Here is a 19,329-nt window from a genome sequence, read left to right on the forward strand (position 1 = left end):
TCCTGACAAGTCTCTTTCGAACGTGTTCCTCCGTGCGGCGTGTCGGCTAATTCGCCGGCCGCGATGAAACGGATGCCTGACTCATCGCTAACGTTCATCGTGAGTGAGCGGTGGTATCGGACAGCATTCGACGTTCCGTTAAATGCCTGCTCTCTTGCACCGATCTTCTTTTCGCGTTGAATCATCGCGACCACGGGCAACGGGTGGCCGGTGGCTCTGCATTGGTGTCCACGCCAGGGGAAGCATCTCCGTGTGCTACGCGATGTGAGCGTTTCGCGAAACGGCTCGTCTCTGTGTCTGATCCGCGGCCCGTCACCAGATCGGTGCGCTTCGTCGTCCTGGACAGGTGCTCATGACGAGGCATCACCGATGCAGACTATGCGTGCGCGTCAACTGACCGAATGGCGACCCTTCCGGCTCGTGAACCTAGCCGCTGTTGCAACATCTGCAGCCAAGTGCAAGTTCTCCGCGATTACGCGATTACACGTCGCGCGCCACGCATCGATTAGATAGCCATACCAATCGCACCGAATCTCGATGCTCATCCGCGAGCCGATTCTGTCGACATGAATCGGGCACGCCGATAGCTGCCGATTTCATCACGCACCGTCACGAATAATGCGCGGCGTTGGCACTCACTGTTTAGGATGGCGATAGATTGTCCGGATTCAACCAGCAATAGCAGAAGCTGTCTGCAAGGTGCCGGTCTGCATGAGAGGGGACGTCCCGCAGGGATGGGCGCGAGCGTCGCGAGCATGTCTGAGCACTCGCGTTGCACGAATCCGCAGGCCGGGCCGCACTGGAGAACCAACCTATGCGAATCGCACAAATCGCACCGTTGCACGAAGCGGTTCCCCCGAAGTTATACGGCGGCACTGAGCGCGTGGTGTCGTATCTGACAGATGCACTCGTCGACCTCGGCCACGATGTGACCTTGTTCGCAAGCGGCGATTCGCAGACCCGCGCGAGGCTCGAACCAGCCTGGCCGCGCGCTCTGCGGCTCGATCCGGGCATCCGCGATTCGCTTGCCCCGCACATGCTGCTGCTCGAAACCGTTCGCCGCCGCGCGCATGAGTTCGACGTCTTGCACTTCCATCTCGAGTACCTGCCGTTCCCGCTGTTCTCTCAAAGCGATACGCCGTTCGTCACGACGCTGCACGGCCGTCTCGATCTGCCCGAGCTGCGCGCGATCTTCGCGACGTTCACGCACGCGAACATCATCTCGATCTCGGACGACCAGCGTAGCCCCTTGCCGCGCGCAAACTGGCTGAAGACGGTGTATCACGGCTTGCCGGACGGCCTGCTCACGCCGCAGCCGCACAAGAAGCCGGAATATCTGGCGTTCCTCGGCCGCATCAGCCCGCAAAAGCGTGCCGATCTCGCCATCGAGATCGCGGCGCGAAGCGGCTTGCCGCTGAAGATTGCGGCGAAGGTCGACAAGGCTGATGAGAAGTATTTCGCGTCGACTGTCGAGCCGCTGCTTTCGCAGGCGCACGTCGAATTCATCGGTGAAATCAGCGAAACGCGGAAGCCGGATTTTCTGTCGGGTGCGAAGGCGCTACTGTTTCCGATCGACTGGAACGAGCCGTTCGGCCTGGTGATGATCGAATCGATGGCGTGCGGGACGCCGGTGATTGCGTTCAAGCGCGGAGCGGTGCCCGAGGTGATCGATCATGGCGTGACCGGTTTCATCTGCGAAGACGTGCAAGACGCGGTCGGCGCACTGCATCGGATCGACGAGCTGTCGCGCCCCCGCGTCCGCGCGCAATTCGAGCGCCGCTTCAGCGCCAGCAGGATGGCGCAGAATTATGTCGATGCCTATACGTCGATGCTGCACGCCGCCAAGCGCCCCGTGCCGCGTAGGGAATCGCCGAGGTGCGCGATGGACGGAAGACGGAACCATTGGAATGCCGACCGTAAGCGAAGCGACGCACTGACTTGCGAAACCATCGACGACAACGAGCCTGTGCCGCAACGAAAGTTTCAACGCGCTCGCTTCGGCGGTCCGAACATCGGCAGCGACAATCCCTGGACCTTCGCCCTTGCCATTCTGCGAGGCCTAGGCAGCTTGGCCACCCTAGGCTGGGCTTTGGGCACGGTTGTAGCCGTGGCCGTCACGAAGCTGCGCACGCGCGGTGATCACGCGCTTCGTCTGGAGTCGTCAGCGCTCCGATGACTGATTGCCGGCGTGTTCCCTGCAGTTCAGCCAACGTGGACTGCCGCGTTGAAGATCAGCGCCATCACCAGGCCAACCACAGCCACGATGGATTGAACCACCGAGATCGTTTTGGTGGCTTCGCCCATCGTCATGCCGAACGATTCCTTCACCATCCAGAAGCCGGCGTGGTTCGCATAGTTGAAGAACAGCGAACCGCAGCCGATGGACAAGGCCAGCAAAGGCAAGTTAAGGCTCGGATCGGCGCCGGCCAGCGGAGCCAGCAGACCCGCCGCGCCGACGATTCCCACCGTCGCCGATCCGGTAGACACGGACAGCAACATCGCGATCAGCCATCCGAGGATCAGCGGGGGAAAAGCGAAGTGCTGCGTCAGATGCACGATCGCCTCACCCACCTTCGCACTGGTCAGCATTTCCTGAAACGCGCCGCCGCCGGCGATGATCATGATGATGGAAGCAATCGGCTTGAGGCTGTTGCCGAGCGCGTGACGCAGCTTTTCGGCATCGCCGCCCCGGGCGAGGACCAGCGCCGCAACTGCGAAAAGTACGCCCAGCAGCATGGCTATCAGCGGATTGCCGAGGAAGCTGGCAACGTGCAGCATCGGTGCGTTCTTCGGCAACACCATCTCCGCCACCGCATGAACCAGCATCAGGATGGCGGGCAACAGGGCCGCCAGCACGCCGAGACCGACCCCGGCGCGGTGGCCATTGTCGGACTGTTCGACGACGGTGAACTGGTCCAGCAAGGCCTGATCGGGCCTGGTGCTCATGCGCGGCGAGATGAACGCGCCATAGAGCGGGCCGCCCAGAATCATCGCGGGAATGGCCGCCAGAAAGCCGTACAGCATGGTCGGCCCCACCGAAGTCCTGAGCGTGGCGATAGCCGTCAAAGGACCCGGATGGGGCGGCACCATGCCGTGCATCGCGGCAAGAGCCGAAATCACGGGCACGCCGACGTACACATAGGCCGAGCCCTTGAACCGGGCATGGCTTTCCAGCTTGCGCGCCACGCTGAAAATCAAGGGAAGCATGACGACCAGCCCCACTTCGAAGAACATCGGAATGCCGACCACGAAAGCCACGAGGGTCATCGCCCAGGGAATCATACGGTCGGAGGCGCGCCTCAGGATGGCCTCGGCAATCTGCTCGGTAATGCCCGCATCCGCGAGGATTTTGCCGAGCATCGCACCCAGCGCGATGACGACGCCCACCGCGCCCAACGTCTTGCCCGCGCCGTTGGTCAGATGCTTGACGATGCTTCCCGGCTCCATGCCGGTTGCGAACCCTACGCCGATTGAAACGACGAGCAAAGCGAGAAGCGGATGCATCTTGATGCGCGACACGATGAGCGCGACAAGCAGCACCACGCTGATCAGCGCGGTCAGCAACAAATCGATATCTAGACTGGTCATGGAATGAATCTTAGGTTTGGAATGGTTTGCCGAGCGTGCTCGTCAATCGATCGTGCTCGGAAAGGGAAGCATGGTCGCGTCGGCTTCAGGCGAACGGCCCTGAACCGGCTGCGCATGCCGTCTCCCAATCGCGGTTCTTTGGCTAGCGGATCTCCGCCTGATAGATGAATTCGCTGGCGGGTCCGCGCGAACGGCGCCACTCGAGCGGCTGCCGATCGTAGCCGAAGGCGAGACGCTCGATGACCACGGCAGGCGTCCCCGGCTCGATGTTCAAAAGCTTCGCGTGTCGCGAGCCGATGGCTTCGACGGTAAGGGTTTCCGTGGCGGATGCCACGATCTGATTGCACTGCGTCTCGTAGACCGGGTAAAGGAGGTCGCCGATCTCGCCCACGTCCATCTTCGCAAACGCCGCAAAACGTGCGTAGGGCAACCAGATCTCTTCGGCGAGCATCGGAACGCCGTCGATCAGCCGCACGCGCGACATCTGGATCACGCGCGCCGTGCTCGATATCCGCAGTCTCGCGGCTACCGCCGATGGCGCATCGACCACGTCCCGGCGCAGTATGCGACTCTCCGGAATGCGCCGTTCGCCTTGCCGTGTTTGAAAGCGGAAGAAGCGAAACAGGGAGCCGTCGAAGTTCGCGCGCCGTACAAAGGTCCCTCTTCCCTGAAAGCGCTCGAGCATGCCTTCCGCGACGAGCAGATCGACGGCCTTTCGCACTGTGCCGACAGCAAGGCCGTAGCTTTGAGAAAGCGCCTGCTCGGTCGGGATCGCTTCGCCCGGGCGCCATTCACGAGCCGCGATCAGGGCAACCATTTCATCCCGCAGGCGCTGATAACGGGGTAAGCGGCCATCGGCCTGCATGATCGTCTCCATCGAATTCATATATATGATTACATGTTTTCTCTCCGAATGGATCGGGGATAACCCTGCCGGATCATGACGCGACCGTCGCCCGTCGGCTTGAAAGACGCGAGGTTTGGCGTAGTGATGCTCGCGGTCAAGGTGTGGGCGGCGTGCCCTCGCCCGCCTGATTCGCCAGTCCCGCGCGCTTCACATCGAACGCGAGCCGCTTGTTCTCCGCGTCGTAGTGGCACTTCACTTGTGCGCCCTCGGTAACGTCGCCCTTGAGCATTTCCTTCGCCAACTGGTTTTCGATCGACTGCCTGATCTGCCGACGCAGTTCGCGCGCACCGAACTCGGGACGGTAGCCGACGTCCGCGAGATGATCGACGACGGATTCGTCGAACTCCAGCACGACGTCCTGGCTGTGCGCGAGGCGCTGCACCTGATCGAGCATCAGCCGAACGATCTGGCGCACCTCATCGCGGCCGAGCGAGGAAAACAGAATGATGTCGTCGATCCGGTTCAGGAACTCGGGCCTGAAATGCTGGCGCAGCACGCTCATCACGCCATTCTGAACCGATGCGTCCGCATCGCTCGCGTTGGTCGTGAATCCGAGCGTCGCGCGCTTCTGACCGGCGATCACGTCAGAGCCGAGATTGCTCGTCGCGATGATCAGCGTGTTGCTGAAATCGACCACGCGGCCTTTGCCGTCGGTCAGGCGCCCGTCGTCGAAGACTTGCAGAAGCACGTTGTACACATCGGGATGCGCCTTTTCGATCTCGTCGAGCAGGATCACGCTATAAGGCCGACGCCGCACGCGCTCCGTCAATTGCCCGCCTTCGTCATAGCCGACATAACCCGGCGGCGAGCCGATGAGCCGCGACACCGCGTGACGCTCCATGTATTCGCTCATGTCGACGCGCAGCATGGCGTCTTCATCGCCGAAGACGACTTCCGCCAGCGCTTTCGCAAGCTCCGTCTTGCCCACACCCGTCGGCCCGAGGAACAGGAACACGGCGATCGGCCGGTTGCGGCCCTGCAAGCCGGTACGTGCGCGCCGCACCGCGTCCGACACCGCAACGACCGCTTCTTGCTGCCCGATCACCCGCTTGTGCAGGCGCTCTTCCATTTGCAGCAGACGGGCACGCTCCTCCTCGGTCAGTTGAGTCACGGGAATACCGGTGATCGTCGCGACGATCTCGGCGACGTGCGCGACCGTCACCGTCGACGTGTTCGTGCCGACGCGCTGCTTCCAGCTATCCGTGGCATCGCCGAGTTGCTTTTCCTTCTGCGCGATCTCGCTGTCCAAAGCATGCGCGCGGTCGAACTGCTTGCGCGATGCCGCATAGTCCTGTTCGCGTCGCAATTGCGCGAGCTCGGACTCCAGTTCGAGGATATCGGCGGGGCGCGATGTGGCCGACAGATTCACGCGCGCCGCGGCCTGATCGACGAGATCGATCGCCTTGTCAGGCAGAAAGCGCCCCGTGATATAGCGATCCGACAGTTCCGCCGCGCCGACGATCGCATCGTCCTGGATCGTGACCTTGTGGTGCGCTTCGAGCCGGTCGCGCAGTCCACGCAGGATATTGATGGTCTGCGCGACGGTCGGCTCCGCGACCAGCACCGGCTGAAAGCGCCGCTCGAGCGCCGCGTCCTTTTCGATGTGCTTCTGATACTCGGCAAGCGTAGTCGCCCCGATCATGTTCAGCTCGCCGCGCGCCATCGCCGGCTTGAACACGTTGGCGATATCCAGTCCGCCTTCGCCGCCGCCCTGCCCCGCGCCGACGATGGTATGCACTTCATCCACGAACAGCAGCAGCTTCTCGCGATTCGCGGTGATTTCATCGACGACCTGCTTCACGCGCTCCTCGAACTCGCCGCGATACTTCGCGCCCGCAACCAGCGAGTTGATGTTCAGCTCGACGAGGCGCTTGTCGCGGAGCGACTCGGGCACATCGCCGTTGACCATGCGCTGCGCGAGCCCTTCGACGACCGCGGTCTTGCCCACACCCGGCTCGCCGATCAGCACCGGATTGTTCTTGCGCCGGCGCGCGAGCACTTCGACCATGGTTTCGATTTCGCGCGCGCGTCCGATCACGGGGTCGAGATGCCCTTCACGTGCGAGCGCGGTGAGATCGCGGCTGAACTTGTCGAGATGCGGCGTGCGTGACGGCGGCCCGTCGCCGCGCGGCGGTCCGCCCGCGCCGACCGTCTGCGCGGTCTGCTGCCTGAGCGCCTGCTGATCGACACCGAGCTTGCCGAGCAATTGGCCCGCGAAGCTGTCGGGTACATCGGCAAGGCCGATCAGCAAATGCTCCGGCGCGACGTAGCTATGCCGCAGCTGACGCGATGCGAGAAAAGCGCGGTCGAGCGCGCTCTTCAGACGAGGCGACACGGCGATCATGCCGTCCGGCGGCGGGCTCGCGCGCTCGCGGCGTTGCGCGTTGGCGTCGATGAAGCCGCGGACTTCGGCCGCATCGATGCCGATGCTCTTGAGAATCGACTCGATGACGGCGTTGTTTGCAAGCTCGTAGAGCAGATGTTCCGTGTCGACCTGCGAGCAGCCGGATTGCACGGCGCGCTCGGCGGCGCGCATCAGCATCTCTTTCGCGCCGTCGCTGAAGTATCGGTCGATGTTCGCGCCTTCGTTTTCGTTGCGCCGCACACCGGCATCGCGCGGTTCTTGCTGTGCGGCACTTTCGGGCGCGGACGCCTCGCCGGGCGCGCCGCCCATGAACAGCGATTCGAGCGGCGAGAGCGCGCGCTGGTGCCGCGTGAGCTGCGCATAGTGAAAATCGCACACGTCGATGACGTGACGGCGGCCGTTGCGCAGCACTGCGAGGCGCACGGTCGCGGGCCGTGCGCCGCATACGTCGCACAAGTGAGCCATATTCGTCTCCTAGGTCGTGGCAGGGCACGCCGCCCCGGAGAGGAATTTGCTGCAACCGTTGTTCCTGCGCCCGGCGGAACGACGATTGCTACTCGCCCGTCTAGTTTTTCGCGAGGAACAGCTCAGCGACGACAGAGCGAAGCCAGCGGTTTCCCGCTTCGTCGTGATACTTCGCATGCCAATGCTGCCGTACCGCGAACTTCTCTACCGGGAACGGGCAAGAGTGAACCGCAAGGCCATTCACTTTTGCCAAGGTTTCTCCAATGTTTCGCGGCAGCGTCGCGATCAGGTCGGTTGATTTGACAATCGATCCAAGCCCAAGCATTCCCGGAAGCTCCAGCACGACATCACGTTCGATTCCATCGCGCAATAATGCCTGCTCGAGTAACTGCGCACCCGTGCCTGCGGCGATGATGACGTGCCCTTCGCTGCGGTATTGCTTCAGTGTCAGCTTCGCGCGGACGCGCGGATGGTCCGGGTTGGCGAGACACACCCAATCCTGCATATAGAGCTGTTGCTGATACATTCCGCCGCCGAGCCACGGAACATGACCGATCGCCAGATCGGCCTCGCCAGATTCGAGCGCGCGCTCGGTGTTGCCGTCGATCCGCGCCGCCTCCAGACGGATGCCCGGTGCCTTGGCGCGCACATAGGCCAGCATCCGCGGAAGCAAGGTGATATGACTCGCGTCGGTCATGCAGATGCGAAACCGTCGCTTCGCCGTGACCGGATCGAAAGAAATCTCCCACGACGAGAATCTGCGAAGCGACTCGAGGATTTCCCTGCACGGACCGATCAGCGCATCCGCCTGAGGCGTGGGTGTCATGCCGCCTGGCGTGCGAATGAAAAGGGGATCCTGCAGATGTTCGCGCAAGCGCGCGAGCCAGATGCTAACGGTCGGTTGGGCCTGTCCAAGCTGCTCCGCTGCACGCGTGACGCTGCGAACGTCATAGAGCAGATCGAAGAGCTGAAGCAGCTTGAGGTCGGGCAGATCGGGCGTGGTCATGCATCCATTGTAGAACGCAATGTCGCTCTCGCGACCATTGCATCAGAGATGACGCACACCGGACCTGACTTTGTTTGTCACGCTGCCGCGGACACCGCCGCGCGCAGACCAAAGGAATAGCTTTCGATACCGAACCCGCATATCTGCCCCTTGACGATTTCCGCGAACACCGAATGATGACGGAAAGCCTCGCGTGCATGGATGTTCGACATATGAATCTCCACGACGGGCACGGTCAGAATGGCGAGTGCATCGCGGATGCCGTAACTGTAATGCGTCCATGCGCCAGCATTGACGAGCACGCCATCGACCTTGTCGGCAAACGCCTGATGGATGCGTTCGCACATGTCGCTCTCGCTGTTGCTCTGATAGCTTTCGACCGTTACGCCGAGTTCATTCGCGAGCGCCTGCAATTTCTCATCGATGTCGGCGAGCGTGGCCGTGCCGTACTGAACGGGATCTCGCTTGCCGAACATGTTGTGGTTGACACCATGCAGCATAAGAAACGTTTTCATTCTTTCGTCCGAGTCTAATTGCAGACCGTTAATGTTCATTCCACCGATGTCTTCTCGACCGCCGCGCCTCTTTTCGCCGGATCAATCGAGCGGAACGGTCAGCCGCTCGATGAGCGCGCGCGTTTCTGGACGCACGCCCCGCCACCACGCGAACGCCTCCGCAGCCTGCTCGACCAGCATGCCCACGCCGTCAGCGATACTTTTCACCCCTGCATCGCGCGCCAGCCGCAAGAAAGGCGTGAGCCCCTTCCCGTAAGCGAGTTCATAGGCGCTTCCGCCGGCGCTGAAGACACTCGCTGGCACCGGCGGCAGTTGCCCGGTCAGGCTCGCGGATGTCGCGTTGATGACGAGGTCGAAGCGCCCCAGTGCCGCCAGGTCCGCATACCCGCACGCGGTGAGCGATCCGCCAGCAGTGTTCGATCGGGCGACCTGTTCGACAAGCGCACGCGCCTTGTCCACATGCCGGTTGGCGACGACGAGCTCGGCAGGCCGTGCCGCGACGAACGGCAGCAGCGCGCCGCGCGCAGCGCCGCCCGCGCCGAGGATCAGCACGCGCTTGCCGACCATCGGCTGATGCAGGTTGACTTCGATGTCGCGCACGAGTCCGACGCCATCGAAGTTTTCGGCGATGATTTGGCCGCCCTCGAACTTCATCGCGTTGACCGCGCCCGAGAGCTCCGCTCGTTCGCTGCGCTCATCGGACATGGCGAATGCAGCGAGTTTGAACGGCGCGGTCACGTTCATGCCGCGGCCGCCCGCTGCAATGAAGCGCTTGACGCTATCGGAGAAGCCGCTGGCAGGTTCCACAGGCCCTTCGATGGCCTCATAGCTCATGTCCTGGCCGGTCTCTTGCGCGAAGAAGCCGTGGATCAACGGCGACTTCGTGTGCCCGATCGGATTGCCGATGACCGCGTATCGATCGCTCATCATGCCCCCGGCTTCGAGAACAGCACGCCGTCGGTCTGCATCGCATCGATCTCGGCCGCGCTGAAGCCCAGCGACCGCGCGACTTCCTCGTTGTGCTGCCCGAGATCGGGGCCGACCTCGCGAATCGACGTATCGCAGTCCGAGAAGCGAAACGGCAGGTTCGGCAGACGCAGCGTGCCCAGACGCGGATGCTCCTGTTCGATCACCATGCCGCGCGCGACGATCTGCGGATCGGCCACGACCTCGTCGATGCGTTGCACCTTCGCGCAGGGCACATCGACGCTGTCCAGCAGCGCGAGCACATCGGCGACGTTGCGTGCAGCGACCCACGGCTTCACGACCGCGAGAATGGCCTCGCGGTTCGCATTGCGCCCGTTCAGGCTGTGCAGGCGCGCATCGGTGGCGAAACCCGCAGGCCCGCCGTTTTGCTCGACCGCCGCGGCGAAGCGCTTCCACGATTCGTCGACCTGCGCGGCGATGACCAGGTCGCCATCGTTTGCGCGGAACACGCCGTATAAAGTCGATGTCGGCATGTCATGACCGGTCTGCTCGGGGACCACGCCCTGCATCGTGTAGCACTGGACGGCATATTCGTGCATCGAGAACAGCGTATCGTACAGCGCCATGTCGATATGCTGGCCGCGTCCGCTCTTCACGCGGCCGAGCAAGGCAGCGTTGATCGCGGCCACCGCATGAATGCCGGTGTACATGTCGCCGAGCGAAATCCGCATGAGCGGCGGCGGCTCGCCCGGGTTGCCGATCATCTGCATGATGCCGCTCTTCGCTTCCGCGATCAGCCCAAAGCCTGCGCGATGCGCGTCCGGACCCGTGTGACCATACGCCGAGATCGAGCAATAGACGAGACCCGGATTGCGCTCGGAGAGCGCGGCATAGCCGAGGCCGAGCTTATCCAGCGCACCGGGGCGATAGTTCTCGATGAACACATCCGCCGAATCGCACAGGCGCTGCATGAACGCCTTGCCCCGCGGATCTTTCATGTCGACGCTCACGCCGCGCTTGCCCATGTTCAACTGGAGGAAGTAGGCGCTTTGCTGGTCGTCGAGGATCGTCGCGTGCTGGCGGCCTGCATCGCCGCTGCCGGGACGCTCGACTTTGATGACTTCGGCGCCGAGCGCGGCGAGACAGCGTCCGACATACGGACCGGCGAGAAAGTGGCTGTAGTCGACGACGCGAAAGCCTTCGAGGGGACGGGCTTGCATCAGTAGGCTCCCGGACGGCGCGGGACCATCAGACGATGCTCGCCGCGTTGAACGACTTCGCTGTTCTGGTTGATCAGTTCGGACGGCAACACGACGATGCCCCAGCCCGGACGGCTCTTGCTCGCGCGCATGGACGTCACGCGAAACTTCACATGCAGCACGTCGTTGACCTTGATCGGCAGCACGAAGTCCCACGTCCAGCCGAGCGACATGCCCGGCAGGAAGCGATAGTCGCTCTGTGTCTTGAGGCCATCGGCGATCGACAGCCCGAACAGGCCATGCGCGACGATCGACCCGAAGTGGCTCGCGTTGGCATAGTCCTCGTCGACATGCACCGGCGTATGGTCGCCCGTGAGATCGGCGTAAGCGAGAATGCGTTCCTTCGTGACGGTGTAGGTCGGGCTGACGCACTCGTCGCCTTCCTGCGCATCGTCCCAGTATTTCTCGGTGATGTTGATGGTGCTCATGCTCACGCCTCCGCGCGTGGATTGATCGACAGCGCCTGCGCGACGCATGTGGCGGGTCTTGCCTGAATGAGTTCGACGGCGAGCCCGTCGGGCAGACGCAGCCAGTTGCGGCCCTGCGTCATCTCCGTGACGCCGAACGGCTGCGCGGCGGCGAGCGCGGCTTCGAGGTCCTCGCACATCACGCCCAGATGCGCGAGCCGGCCTTCGGGACCGTCGTAAGTCGGATCGCTGATGAACTGGAGTCCGCCGAGTGTCCAGTACTGACGCGGCTCGTCGCGCGGGCCGTCCACTTCGCGCATGGTCATGCCGAGCACTTCTTCGAAGAAGCGAATGTGCCAGTGGATATCCTTCACCCAGATCGCGACGTGCTCCAGATAGGCTTTGGTTGCGCTCATGCCGCGCGCTCCTCATTCTGGCGGTCGGTCATGCCACGCTCGATGCCTTTTATGCACGCCACGAGCGTCGAATTCACCGGCGTCGGCACGCCGAGCCGTTCGCCCCATCGCACGACCGCGCCGTTGATGAAGTCGATTTCGGTGACGGACGACTTCTCCAGGCTTTGCAGCATGGAGGTCTTGAACGCGGCCGGCAGTCCTTCGGCGGCCATGTTCCAGGCGTCTTCCGCACGCGTGATGGAAAGTTCGATGCCGGCCGCCTTCGCCGCGGCCATCGCTTCCTCGATGGCGGCAAGCGAGGTCGCCTTCAGCACCGGTTCGCTGTAAAGCTGCCCATACGTCAAACGCGTGATGCCTGTGATGGCACCGGTCGCGACGTTGATCAGCAGCTTGTCCCACATCGTGCCGAGGATGTTGTCGCTGACCGTGGTCGTGAGCCCCGCGCTGTTGAACGCTTCCGCCACGGCTTGGGCGCGAGGCGTCACGCGGCCGTCGAGTTCGCCGATGATGGTGATCTTTCCGGTCACGCCGGACTGGATGTGTCCCGGTGCGCGCAACACGCCACCGACGTAGGTCTTGCCCGCAAGCACGCGCTCGCGTCCGACGATATCGCTCAGCACGTCTTCGTGACCGAGGCCGTTCTGAAGGGACAGCACGAGCGTCTCGGGGCCGATGAGGTCGAGCGCGCCGCGCATCGCCGAATCGGTGTGGAAGGATTTGACCAGTACGATCACGACGTCCACCGGCCCGACGTCGGCGGGGTTCATCGTCGCGCGCACCTTGACGCGGCGCGTGCCGCGTTCGTCGTCGACTTGCAGGCCGTCGCGGGACATGGCCTCTACGTGCGCCGCGAACTTGTCGACGAGCCACGTCTCGTGACCCCCTTCGGTCAACGCGGCGCCGATGGCGCAGCCCAGCGCGCCCGCGCCCAGAAATGCGATCTTCATACATGTCTCCTCGAATGGAGACGAAGATACGATTCCGCGCACACTCTGGCAATGCAATGAATGCAATAGCGATATTGCCTATGGCAATTCAGATGTGGACTGAGCTATTCGGTAAGGGAAAGTACCAGGACGCTCGGTGCGGTTTTGTACCGGACGACGAGACGTCCGGCATATCGGAGGCTTCAGCTCGGAATGATGCGAAGCGTCTTCAAACGATCGAATAGCGCAATGAAAGAGTCGGGCGTGCTTTGATAGTCGAGAAAGCCTGCCTTACGGCTCTTGCTCATATCGGTGAGCACCTCCATCGGCCGCCCCAGATCGGCGTCCGTGTGCCACCAGGACGCGAGCTTGCCGATATCGGCTTCGGCAAGATCGTGGCGCGCGGCGATTTCACGCCACGCCTCGCCCGCATCCTGCATGCGATCTTCGAGCGGACGCATCGTGCCGTCGAATTCCACCGGCTCGATTCCGAAGTAATTCGCGACGAGCGACCACATCCACTTCCAGCGGAACACGTCGCCGTTGACCACGTTAAATGCTTCGTCGCGGGCGTTCGGTGACGTCGCCGCCCATTCCAGATGACGCGCCAGCAGGCGGGCATCCGTCATGTCGGTAAGGCCGTTCCATTGGGCTGCGGACCCGGGGAATATGAACGGCGCGCCGCTCGCCTTGCAGAGCGTCGCGTACACCGCGAGTGTCACGCCCATGTTCATCGCATTACCGACCGCGAAGCCGATGACCGTATGCGGACGATGAACGCTCCAGCCGAAACCGAACTGCCTGGCGGCGTCGAACAGCCGATCCTCCTGCTCGTAGTAGAAATTATCGACATCCTGCCGCCCCTGCTCCTCGCGAAACGGCGTCAGCGGCACGCTGCCCTTCGCATAGGCTTCGAACGGCCCCAGATAGTGCTTGAGCCCTGTGACGAGCGCAGCGTGCTTCAGCGTGCCGGAAGGTCCGAGCGCCTCGAGTACATGACGAACCATCGCGCCGTTGACGCGGATATTTTCCTGCTCCGTCGCCTGTCGCGACCATGCCGTGAAAAACACATGCGTGAATTGCTTCCCGCTCAACGCGCGCTGCACCGATTCGGCCGATGTGAGATCCGCCGTAATCGATTCGACACCGTCACGCAAGGCGGAACGTCCGCGCGAGAGTCCGGTGATGTGCCAGTCGCCGGATGCGAGCAGATGGTCGGCCAGATTGCCGCCGACGATGCCGGTGGCTCCAATGATGAGTGCTCTTTTGTCCATGATGTGAATGGTTCGCCTTTCCAGGTACGTGCGCAGTGACGCGCGTTATCGATCGACATAGGGTCGACCGAAAAGCCCTGGATTGGTTTCATGCCGATGCGAACGAGCGGCAAGGCTCGTCGGCCGTTTCGGGCGACGCGCATCATTCATCGATGACCCAGGCGGCGCGATACGTCGATGTCGGCGGCGCTCCGCGATTCGCGTCGTGTTCAGCGCAACTGCGCGGCACTGCCCGTTGCGGCTTCGAACATGTGATGCCTCAGAAGCGCCATGGTATCCGCCTGTTGGCTGCTGAACTCGGCGCCTATCAGGACGCCGCCGTCGACGCGCCTGACATTGCGCGCGATGCAGTTGAACACGACCGCGTGAGACTTACCTCCGGCGCGCAGGCGCAGTCCTAACCGGAAGTGCTCGGCGACGTTGACGAGGGCGTCGGAGGCACGGAAGGCGACTCCGCCCAGACTCACGTTCGTGACCGAAATGTCGAACCCGGCGGCGATACAGTCGTTTCTAATGAGCCGTCCCGGCATCTCCGTCGAAACGCGCACATGGTTGCGCACGACCTGAGTCTTCACGGACTCGGGCCATGCGAGATAGATGACGCGTACCGGCGTCTCGCTTCGTCCGATCACGGTGCTGCGAAACTGATGGATGTGACGCCCTCTGAGCGCACTGCAAGCGACCTCGGCGCCGGTTTCGAACAACGCGTGTCCATCCGTAGCGGTCACGAGCAGCGCGCGGCCGGTAATGGAACCAACGAAGTCGGTCTGACAACGCAGCGTTCCGCTTCCGTCGACCGTCACCTGGATGCTGTCCAGCGTCTTCGGCAGCATTCCAGTGTTCGCTATGGGCTCGTCGAGGATGGCCTCGCCCGATTCCTCTTCATGTTTGGCAGTCGAGATAAGTATTCCGGCTGGCCGGGGTGCGCTTTCGTTCGATGCACTCGTCACCGCATCCTCGCTGCGCAAGCCCCCGGCCGCCAGAATCCGGTCGCGCTGGCTCTCCGACTGAACCCGATATCCGCGCGCCAGAAGGAGCTTGCCGGCTGCGGAATACACGGCGAACGGAAGCGGCGTACCAATTTGCAGTTCGCGGGCGGTGATCTTGACGAGGGCCATGTCCGTTGCCCCGAAGACATCGCGGACCACCGCGGCGCTGGGACGCATCAGTTTTGGAAGCGCTAACTTAACGCTCGGCGCACCGGCCTGACGTGCGCCGTCGCACAATTGTCTGCAGAAAGCGGCTTCGCGGCGGTTTCTGCCATGCGAGGATCGCCGGCCTGCCAATCATGCGAAGACTGTCTCCAGCGTGATCGGCAAATCCCGTACGCGTTTGCCCGTCGCATGCCAGATCGCGTTGGCGACCGCCGCCGCGACGCCGACCACGCCGATCTCCCCCACGCCCTTCGCGCCGAGCGGATTCACGATGTCGTCATGCTCGTCGACGAAGAGCACATCTATGTCGTGAATGTCCGCGTTCACCGGTACGTGGTATTCGGACAGGTTGTGGTTCATCTGCCGGCCGAGCTCGTGGTCGAACTGCCCGTGCTCGTGCAACGCCATGCTGATGCCCCAAACCACGCCGCCCGATATCTGACTCGCCGCCGTCTTCGGATTGACGATGCGTCCTGCCGCCACCGCGGTGACCACGCGCGTCACGCGCACCGTGCCGAGCGCGGCATCGACGCGCGCTTCGACGAATACCGCCGAGTGCGTGGCAATGGAATACGACTGCTGCCTGTCGTGCGGCGTGACCGTTACCTGCGCGTCGATCGTGTCGAGGCCGGCGCGCGTCATCAGTTCCCGCAGCGACACGCGTTGCGCCTTGCCCTCGCCGCAAACGACGTATTCGCCATCGAGTTGCATCGTGTCGGGCTGCGCGCGAGCGAACGCATTGCCGCCGTGTTCGGCCGCGAGCGCCGTCAGCTTCCCGCGCAAACGCGTACAGGCCGCGTGCACCGCGCTGCCGACCGATGACACTGTCCACGATCCGCCTTCGAGCGGCGCCTTCGGCAGACGGCTGTCGCCCAGACGAAAATCGACGTGCTGGAGCGGCACGCCGAGCGCATCGGCGGCGAGCTGCGTCATCACCGTGTAGGTGCCGGTGCCGATGTCCGCCGTGGCGCTCGCCACGACGACACGTCCGTCCGCCCCGATTTGCGCGAGCGCGGAAGCCTCGTTCTGCATCGCGTCCCAGATGCCCGTCGCCATGCCCCAGCCGACGAGCTCGTTACCCTCGCGCATCGAACGCGGCGCGAGCGGGCGCCTGTCCCAGCCGAAGCGCGCGGCGCCTTCTTCGAAGCACTGACGCAGCGCCTTGCTGGAGAACGGCAGGTTCTTGTTCCCGTCGCGCTCCGCGTAGTTGATGAGGCGCAACTTCAGCGGGTCCATGTCGAGCGCCTCGGCGAGCTCGTCCATCGCCATTTCGAGCGGAAAGAGCCCCTGCGCTGCGCCCGGCGCGCGCATGTCGGCGGGCGTCGGCACGTCGAGCTTGCTCACCTTGTAGTCCATCCGCACGTTGTCGCAGGCGTAGAGCTGTCCGGCCCAGTTCACCATGACATCGCAATAGTCCTCGTATTGCGAGGTTTCCGACACCGCCTCGTGGATGACCGCCTGCAGTTTGCCGTCGCGATTCGCGGCGAGCGCGACGCGTTGCAGGCTCATCGGCCGATGCGCGAAGGTGAACATCTGCTGCCGCGTCAGCACGAGACGCACGGGCCGCTTCAGATCGCGCGCGGCCATGACGGCAAGCGGCAGATGATATTGCGGACGCAGCGCCGAGCCGAACGCGCCGCCGACGAACGGCGAGACGACTTCGAGCGCGTCGTCGTCGAAGCCGAAGAGCTTCGTCAGATACTGCTTCGTGTTGAGCACGCCCTGCGTCTTCTCGTACACGACGAACTTGCCGGAGGCTTCGGGAATCACCGTGCAGCCGTGCAATTCGATCGGGTTGTGATACTCGGCCGGCGTCGAATAGCGGCTGTCGATTTTCACGGCGGCTGCGGCAAGCGCGCCGTCGGCATCGCCGCGAGGCGGCGGCGGAGGCTCGAAGCCGCCCTTTTCGGTCGATGGCGGATAGCTCTCGGCTTCCACCTCGCGCAGATCCGTGCAGTGGCTGCTTCGCTCGTAGGTGACTTCGATCAGCGAAGCGGCATGACGCGCCAGTTCATGGCTTTCCGCGACGACGAGCGCGACCGGCTGGCCGCTGTACCAGATGCGGTCGTCCCAGAGCGGCCGAAACGGCATGCCGCCCGGCGCGGACTGGTCCTGCCACGCCGCGTCGCGCAGCGGCAGTTCGGGCCGGTTCTCGTGCGTGAGCACCATCAGCACGCCCGGCAATTCCAGCGCGCGCCGCGACTCGATCGACACGATGCGCCCGCTCGCGATGCGGCTCGGGAGCACGAAGCCGTAGGTCATTGCATCGGAAAAAAATTCGGCTGCGTAGCGGGCCTCGCCCGTCACCTTCTTCCTGCCGTCGACCCGGCTGACGGGCTTGCCGCTGACATGCGCGCCCCGTTCGGCGATGCGTTCCAGTTCGTTCGGAAAGTTCATGATGCGTCGTCCTCTCTGGCGGCGAGGCTGATCCCCGATGCCTGCTCGAAAGCGCGCTCGATGGCGCGCGCGGTCAGTTCGATCTTGAATGCGTTGCCGGGCAGGCCGCGCGCGTCGCGCATCATCGCGCTCGCGAAATCGCGCACCGTCGTAGCGTCGAGCGTCTTGCCCCGCAACGCGGCTTCGGCATCGCGATCGCGCCACGGCTTGTGCGCCACGCCGCCGAGCGCGCAGCGGACCGCTTCGATGCGCGTGCCGTCGAGCTTGAGCGCGAGCGCGACCGACACCAGCGCGAACGCGAACGACGCGCGGTCGCGTACCTTGACGTAGGCGTAGCGATCGGCGAAGCCCTCGGCGGGCAACGTGACAGCGACGATGATCTCGTCGTCGCGCAGGTTCGTATCGATATGCGGCGTATCGCCGGGAAGCCGGTGAAACGCGTCGAACGGCACGACGCGCTCGCCTTCGCCGCCTGTCACGCGCACGGAGGCGTCGAGCGCGGCGAGCGCCACGCACATATCGGACGGATGAACGGCGATGCAATGCTCGCTCGCGCCGAGAATGGCATGAATGCGGTTGACGCCATTCATCGCGCCGCAGCCGCTGCCGGGCCGGCGCTTGTTGCATGGCGTGGCGGTGTCGTAGAAATAGTGACAACGCGTGCGCTGCAGGAGATTGCCGCCGACCGTCGCGACATTGCGAATCTGCGCCGAAGCGCCGGACAGAATCGCCTTCGACAGCAGCGGGTAGCGCGACTGGATGCGTTCGTCGTAGGCCACGGCGCTGTTCGTGGCGAGCGCGCCGATTTCGATGCCACCGTCCGCGCTTGGCTGAATCGCCGCTATCGGCAGGCGGCGGATATCGACGAGCCGCTCGGGACGCGCGACGCCTTCCTTGATGAGATCGACGAGATTGGTGCCGCCCGCGAGAAACGGCGCCGACGGTGCGCGGTGCGCTTCGAGCGCCGCGGAGACATCGTTCGCGCGCGTGTAGGAGAACCGGTTCATGAGTGCGTCTCCCCGTTCTCGACGGCGGTCTCATCGACGCCGTTCGCGCTCGATACTTGCAGAATCGCCTGCACGATGTTCGGATACGCGCCGCATCGACAGATGTTTCCGCTCATCGCCTCGCGCACTTCCGCGGCGTCGTGTGCATGTCCTTCCGCGAGCATGCCGACCGCCGAGCAGATCTGGCCCGGCGTACAGTAGCCGCACTGGAACGCGTCACAGTCGATGAACGCCTGCTGCATCGGATGCAGCGTGTCGCCGCTCGCGAGCCCTTCGATTGTCGTGATTTCCGCGCCGTCGTATGAAACGGCGATCGCGAGACACGTATTGATGCGCTGGCCATCGACGAGCGCGGTGCAAGCGCCACACTGCCCGTGGTCGCAGCCCTTTTTCGTGCCGGTGAGCTGGCACCGCTCGCGCAGAAGATCGAGCAGCGTCGTCCACGGCTCGATGTCGAAGGTCTGCGTCCCGCCGTTGATCGAGAGCGTACAGGCGACGCGCTGCGCATGCGGCGCGCCCACGTCCAGGGCCGTCGCAGTCGGTGTGGTGTTCATGGAATCTCCTTTCTGGAATGCTGATTGCCAGCATGCCGCGTGCCGCGGAGCCAAACGCCGTCACGGCGTGGCCGGCCAGTGCAAGACCCCGTATCGAGATTCTTGCGAAAGGCGACCGCGTACTTCGTGAAAGGATTGCGGTGAATACGCCGAGCCGATGAG

The 19,329-nt window shown here is 63.6% G+C and carries 15 protein-coding genes and 1 pseudogene; 1 reads left to right on the forward strand and 15 read right to left on the reverse strand.

The genetic code is table 11. The features are described 5' to 3' along the window. Positions 1-814 precede the first annotated feature (814 nt). Positions 815-1,864: pseudogene (locus tag NCS03_RS21120) on the forward strand (glycosyltransferase family 4 protein); the annotation flags it as partial. A gap of 338 nt (positions 1,865-2,202) precedes the next feature. Here the strand turns inward: NCS03_RS21120 and NCS03_RS21125 are convergent. The 15 genes from NCS03_RS21125 to NCS03_RS21195 form a co-directional block, all read right to left on the reverse strand. Beyond that, positions 2,203-3,588 (reverse strand): GntP family permease, encoded by a 1,386-nt coding sequence (locus NCS03_RS21125; RefSeq protein WP_250529718.1) that lies wholly within the window; start codon positions 3,586-3,588, stop codon positions 2,203-2,205. A gap of 142 nt (positions 3,589-3,730) precedes the next feature. Next, positions 3,731-4,453, reverse strand: coding sequence for a GntR family transcriptional regulator (locus NCS03_RS21130; protein ID WP_250529719.1), 723 nt, complete (start codon positions 4,451-4,453; stop codon positions 3,731-3,733). Positions 4,454-4,589: 136 nt separating this feature from the next. Next, positions 4,590-7,325, reverse strand: a complete 2,736-nt coding sequence (locus tag NCS03_RS21135) for an ATP-dependent Clp protease ATP-binding subunit (RefSeq protein ID WP_034470945.1) — start codon at positions 7,323-7,325, stop codon at positions 4,590-4,592. A gap of 100 nt (positions 7,326-7,425) precedes the next feature. Then, positions 7,426-8,331, reverse strand: a complete 906-nt coding sequence (locus NCS03_RS21140) for a LysR family transcriptional regulator (protein ID WP_008348049.1) — start codon at positions 8,329-8,331, stop codon at positions 7,426-7,428. A gap of 77 nt (positions 8,332-8,408) precedes the next feature. After that, positions 8,409-8,846 (reverse strand): type II 3-dehydroquinate dehydratase, encoded by a 438-nt coding sequence (gene aroQ, locus NCS03_RS21145; protein WP_250529720.1) that lies wholly within the window; start codon positions 8,844-8,846, stop codon positions 8,409-8,411. An 81-nt stretch (positions 8,847-8,927) separates the two neighbouring features. Further along, on the reverse strand, positions 8,928-9,773 hold the full coding sequence (gene aroE / locus NCS03_RS21150; protein WP_250529826.1) for a shikimate dehydrogenase: 846 nt from the start codon (positions 9,771-9,773) through the stop codon (positions 8,928-8,930). Continuing rightward, on the reverse strand, positions 9,773-10,993 hold the full coding sequence (locus tag NCS03_RS21155; RefSeq protein ID WP_008348055.1) for a CaiB/BaiF CoA transferase family protein: 1,221 nt from the start codon (positions 10,991-10,993) through the stop codon (positions 9,773-9,775). Before NCS03_RS21155 ends, aroE begins: the two co-directional genes overlap by 1 nt. After that, the gene (locus tag NCS03_RS21160; protein WP_250529721.1) at positions 10,993-11,460 is read right to left on the reverse strand and encodes a MaoC family dehydratase; all 468 of its coding nucleotides are present in this window, start codon (positions 11,458-11,460) and stop codon (positions 10,993-10,995) included. The genes NCS03_RS21155 and NCS03_RS21160 overlap by 1 nt, the downstream gene beginning before the upstream one ends. 2 nt (positions 11,461-11,462) lie before the next feature. Beyond that, complete coding sequence (locus NCS03_RS21165) at positions 11,463-11,855, reverse strand: VOC family protein (protein WP_175980860.1); 393 nt, start codon at positions 11,853-11,855, stop codon at positions 11,463-11,465. Then, a complete protein-coding gene (locus NCS03_RS21170) occupies positions 11,852-12,802 on the reverse strand; it encodes a ketopantoate reductase family protein (RefSeq protein ID WP_175980862.1) in 951 nt (316 codons plus the stop codon). The genes NCS03_RS21165 and NCS03_RS21170 overlap by 4 nt, the downstream gene beginning before the upstream one ends. Before the next feature lie 182 nt (positions 12,803-12,984). Then, positions 12,985-14,055: an SDR family oxidoreductase gene (locus NCS03_RS21175; protein ID WP_250529722.1), complete on the reverse strand. Its 1,071-nt coding sequence runs from the start codon at positions 14,053-14,055 to the stop codon at positions 12,985-12,987. Between the two features lie 209 nt (positions 14,056-14,264). Further along, positions 14,265-15,173, reverse strand: coding sequence for a PilZ domain-containing protein (locus tag NCS03_RS21180; protein WP_250529723.1), 909 nt, complete (start codon positions 15,171-15,173; stop codon positions 14,265-14,267). A 168-nt stretch (positions 15,174-15,341) separates the two neighbouring features. Beyond that, positions 15,342-17,606, reverse strand: a complete 2,265-nt coding sequence (locus NCS03_RS21185) for a xanthine dehydrogenase family protein molybdopterin-binding subunit (RefSeq protein WP_250529724.1) — start codon at positions 17,604-17,606, stop codon at positions 15,342-15,344. Continuing rightward, a complete protein-coding gene (locus NCS03_RS21190) occupies positions 17,603-18,613 on the reverse strand; it encodes an FAD binding domain-containing protein (RefSeq protein WP_250529725.1) in 1,011 nt (336 codons plus the stop codon). The genes NCS03_RS21185 and NCS03_RS21190 overlap by 4 nt, the downstream gene beginning before the upstream one ends. Then, the gene (locus NCS03_RS21195; protein ID WP_250503221.1) at positions 18,610-19,167 is read right to left on the reverse strand and encodes a (2Fe-2S)-binding protein; all 558 of its coding nucleotides are present in this window, start codon (positions 19,165-19,167) and stop codon (positions 18,610-18,612) included. The genes NCS03_RS21190 and NCS03_RS21195 overlap by 4 nt, the downstream gene beginning before the upstream one ends. Positions 19,168-19,329: the final 162 nt, after the last annotated feature.

It is taken from the genome of Caballeronia sp. ATUFL_F1_KS4A (genome assembly GCF_023630905.1).
Taxonomy (GTDB): Bacteria; Pseudomonadota; Gammaproteobacteria; order Burkholderiales; family Burkholderiaceae; genus Caballeronia; species Caballeronia zhejiangensis.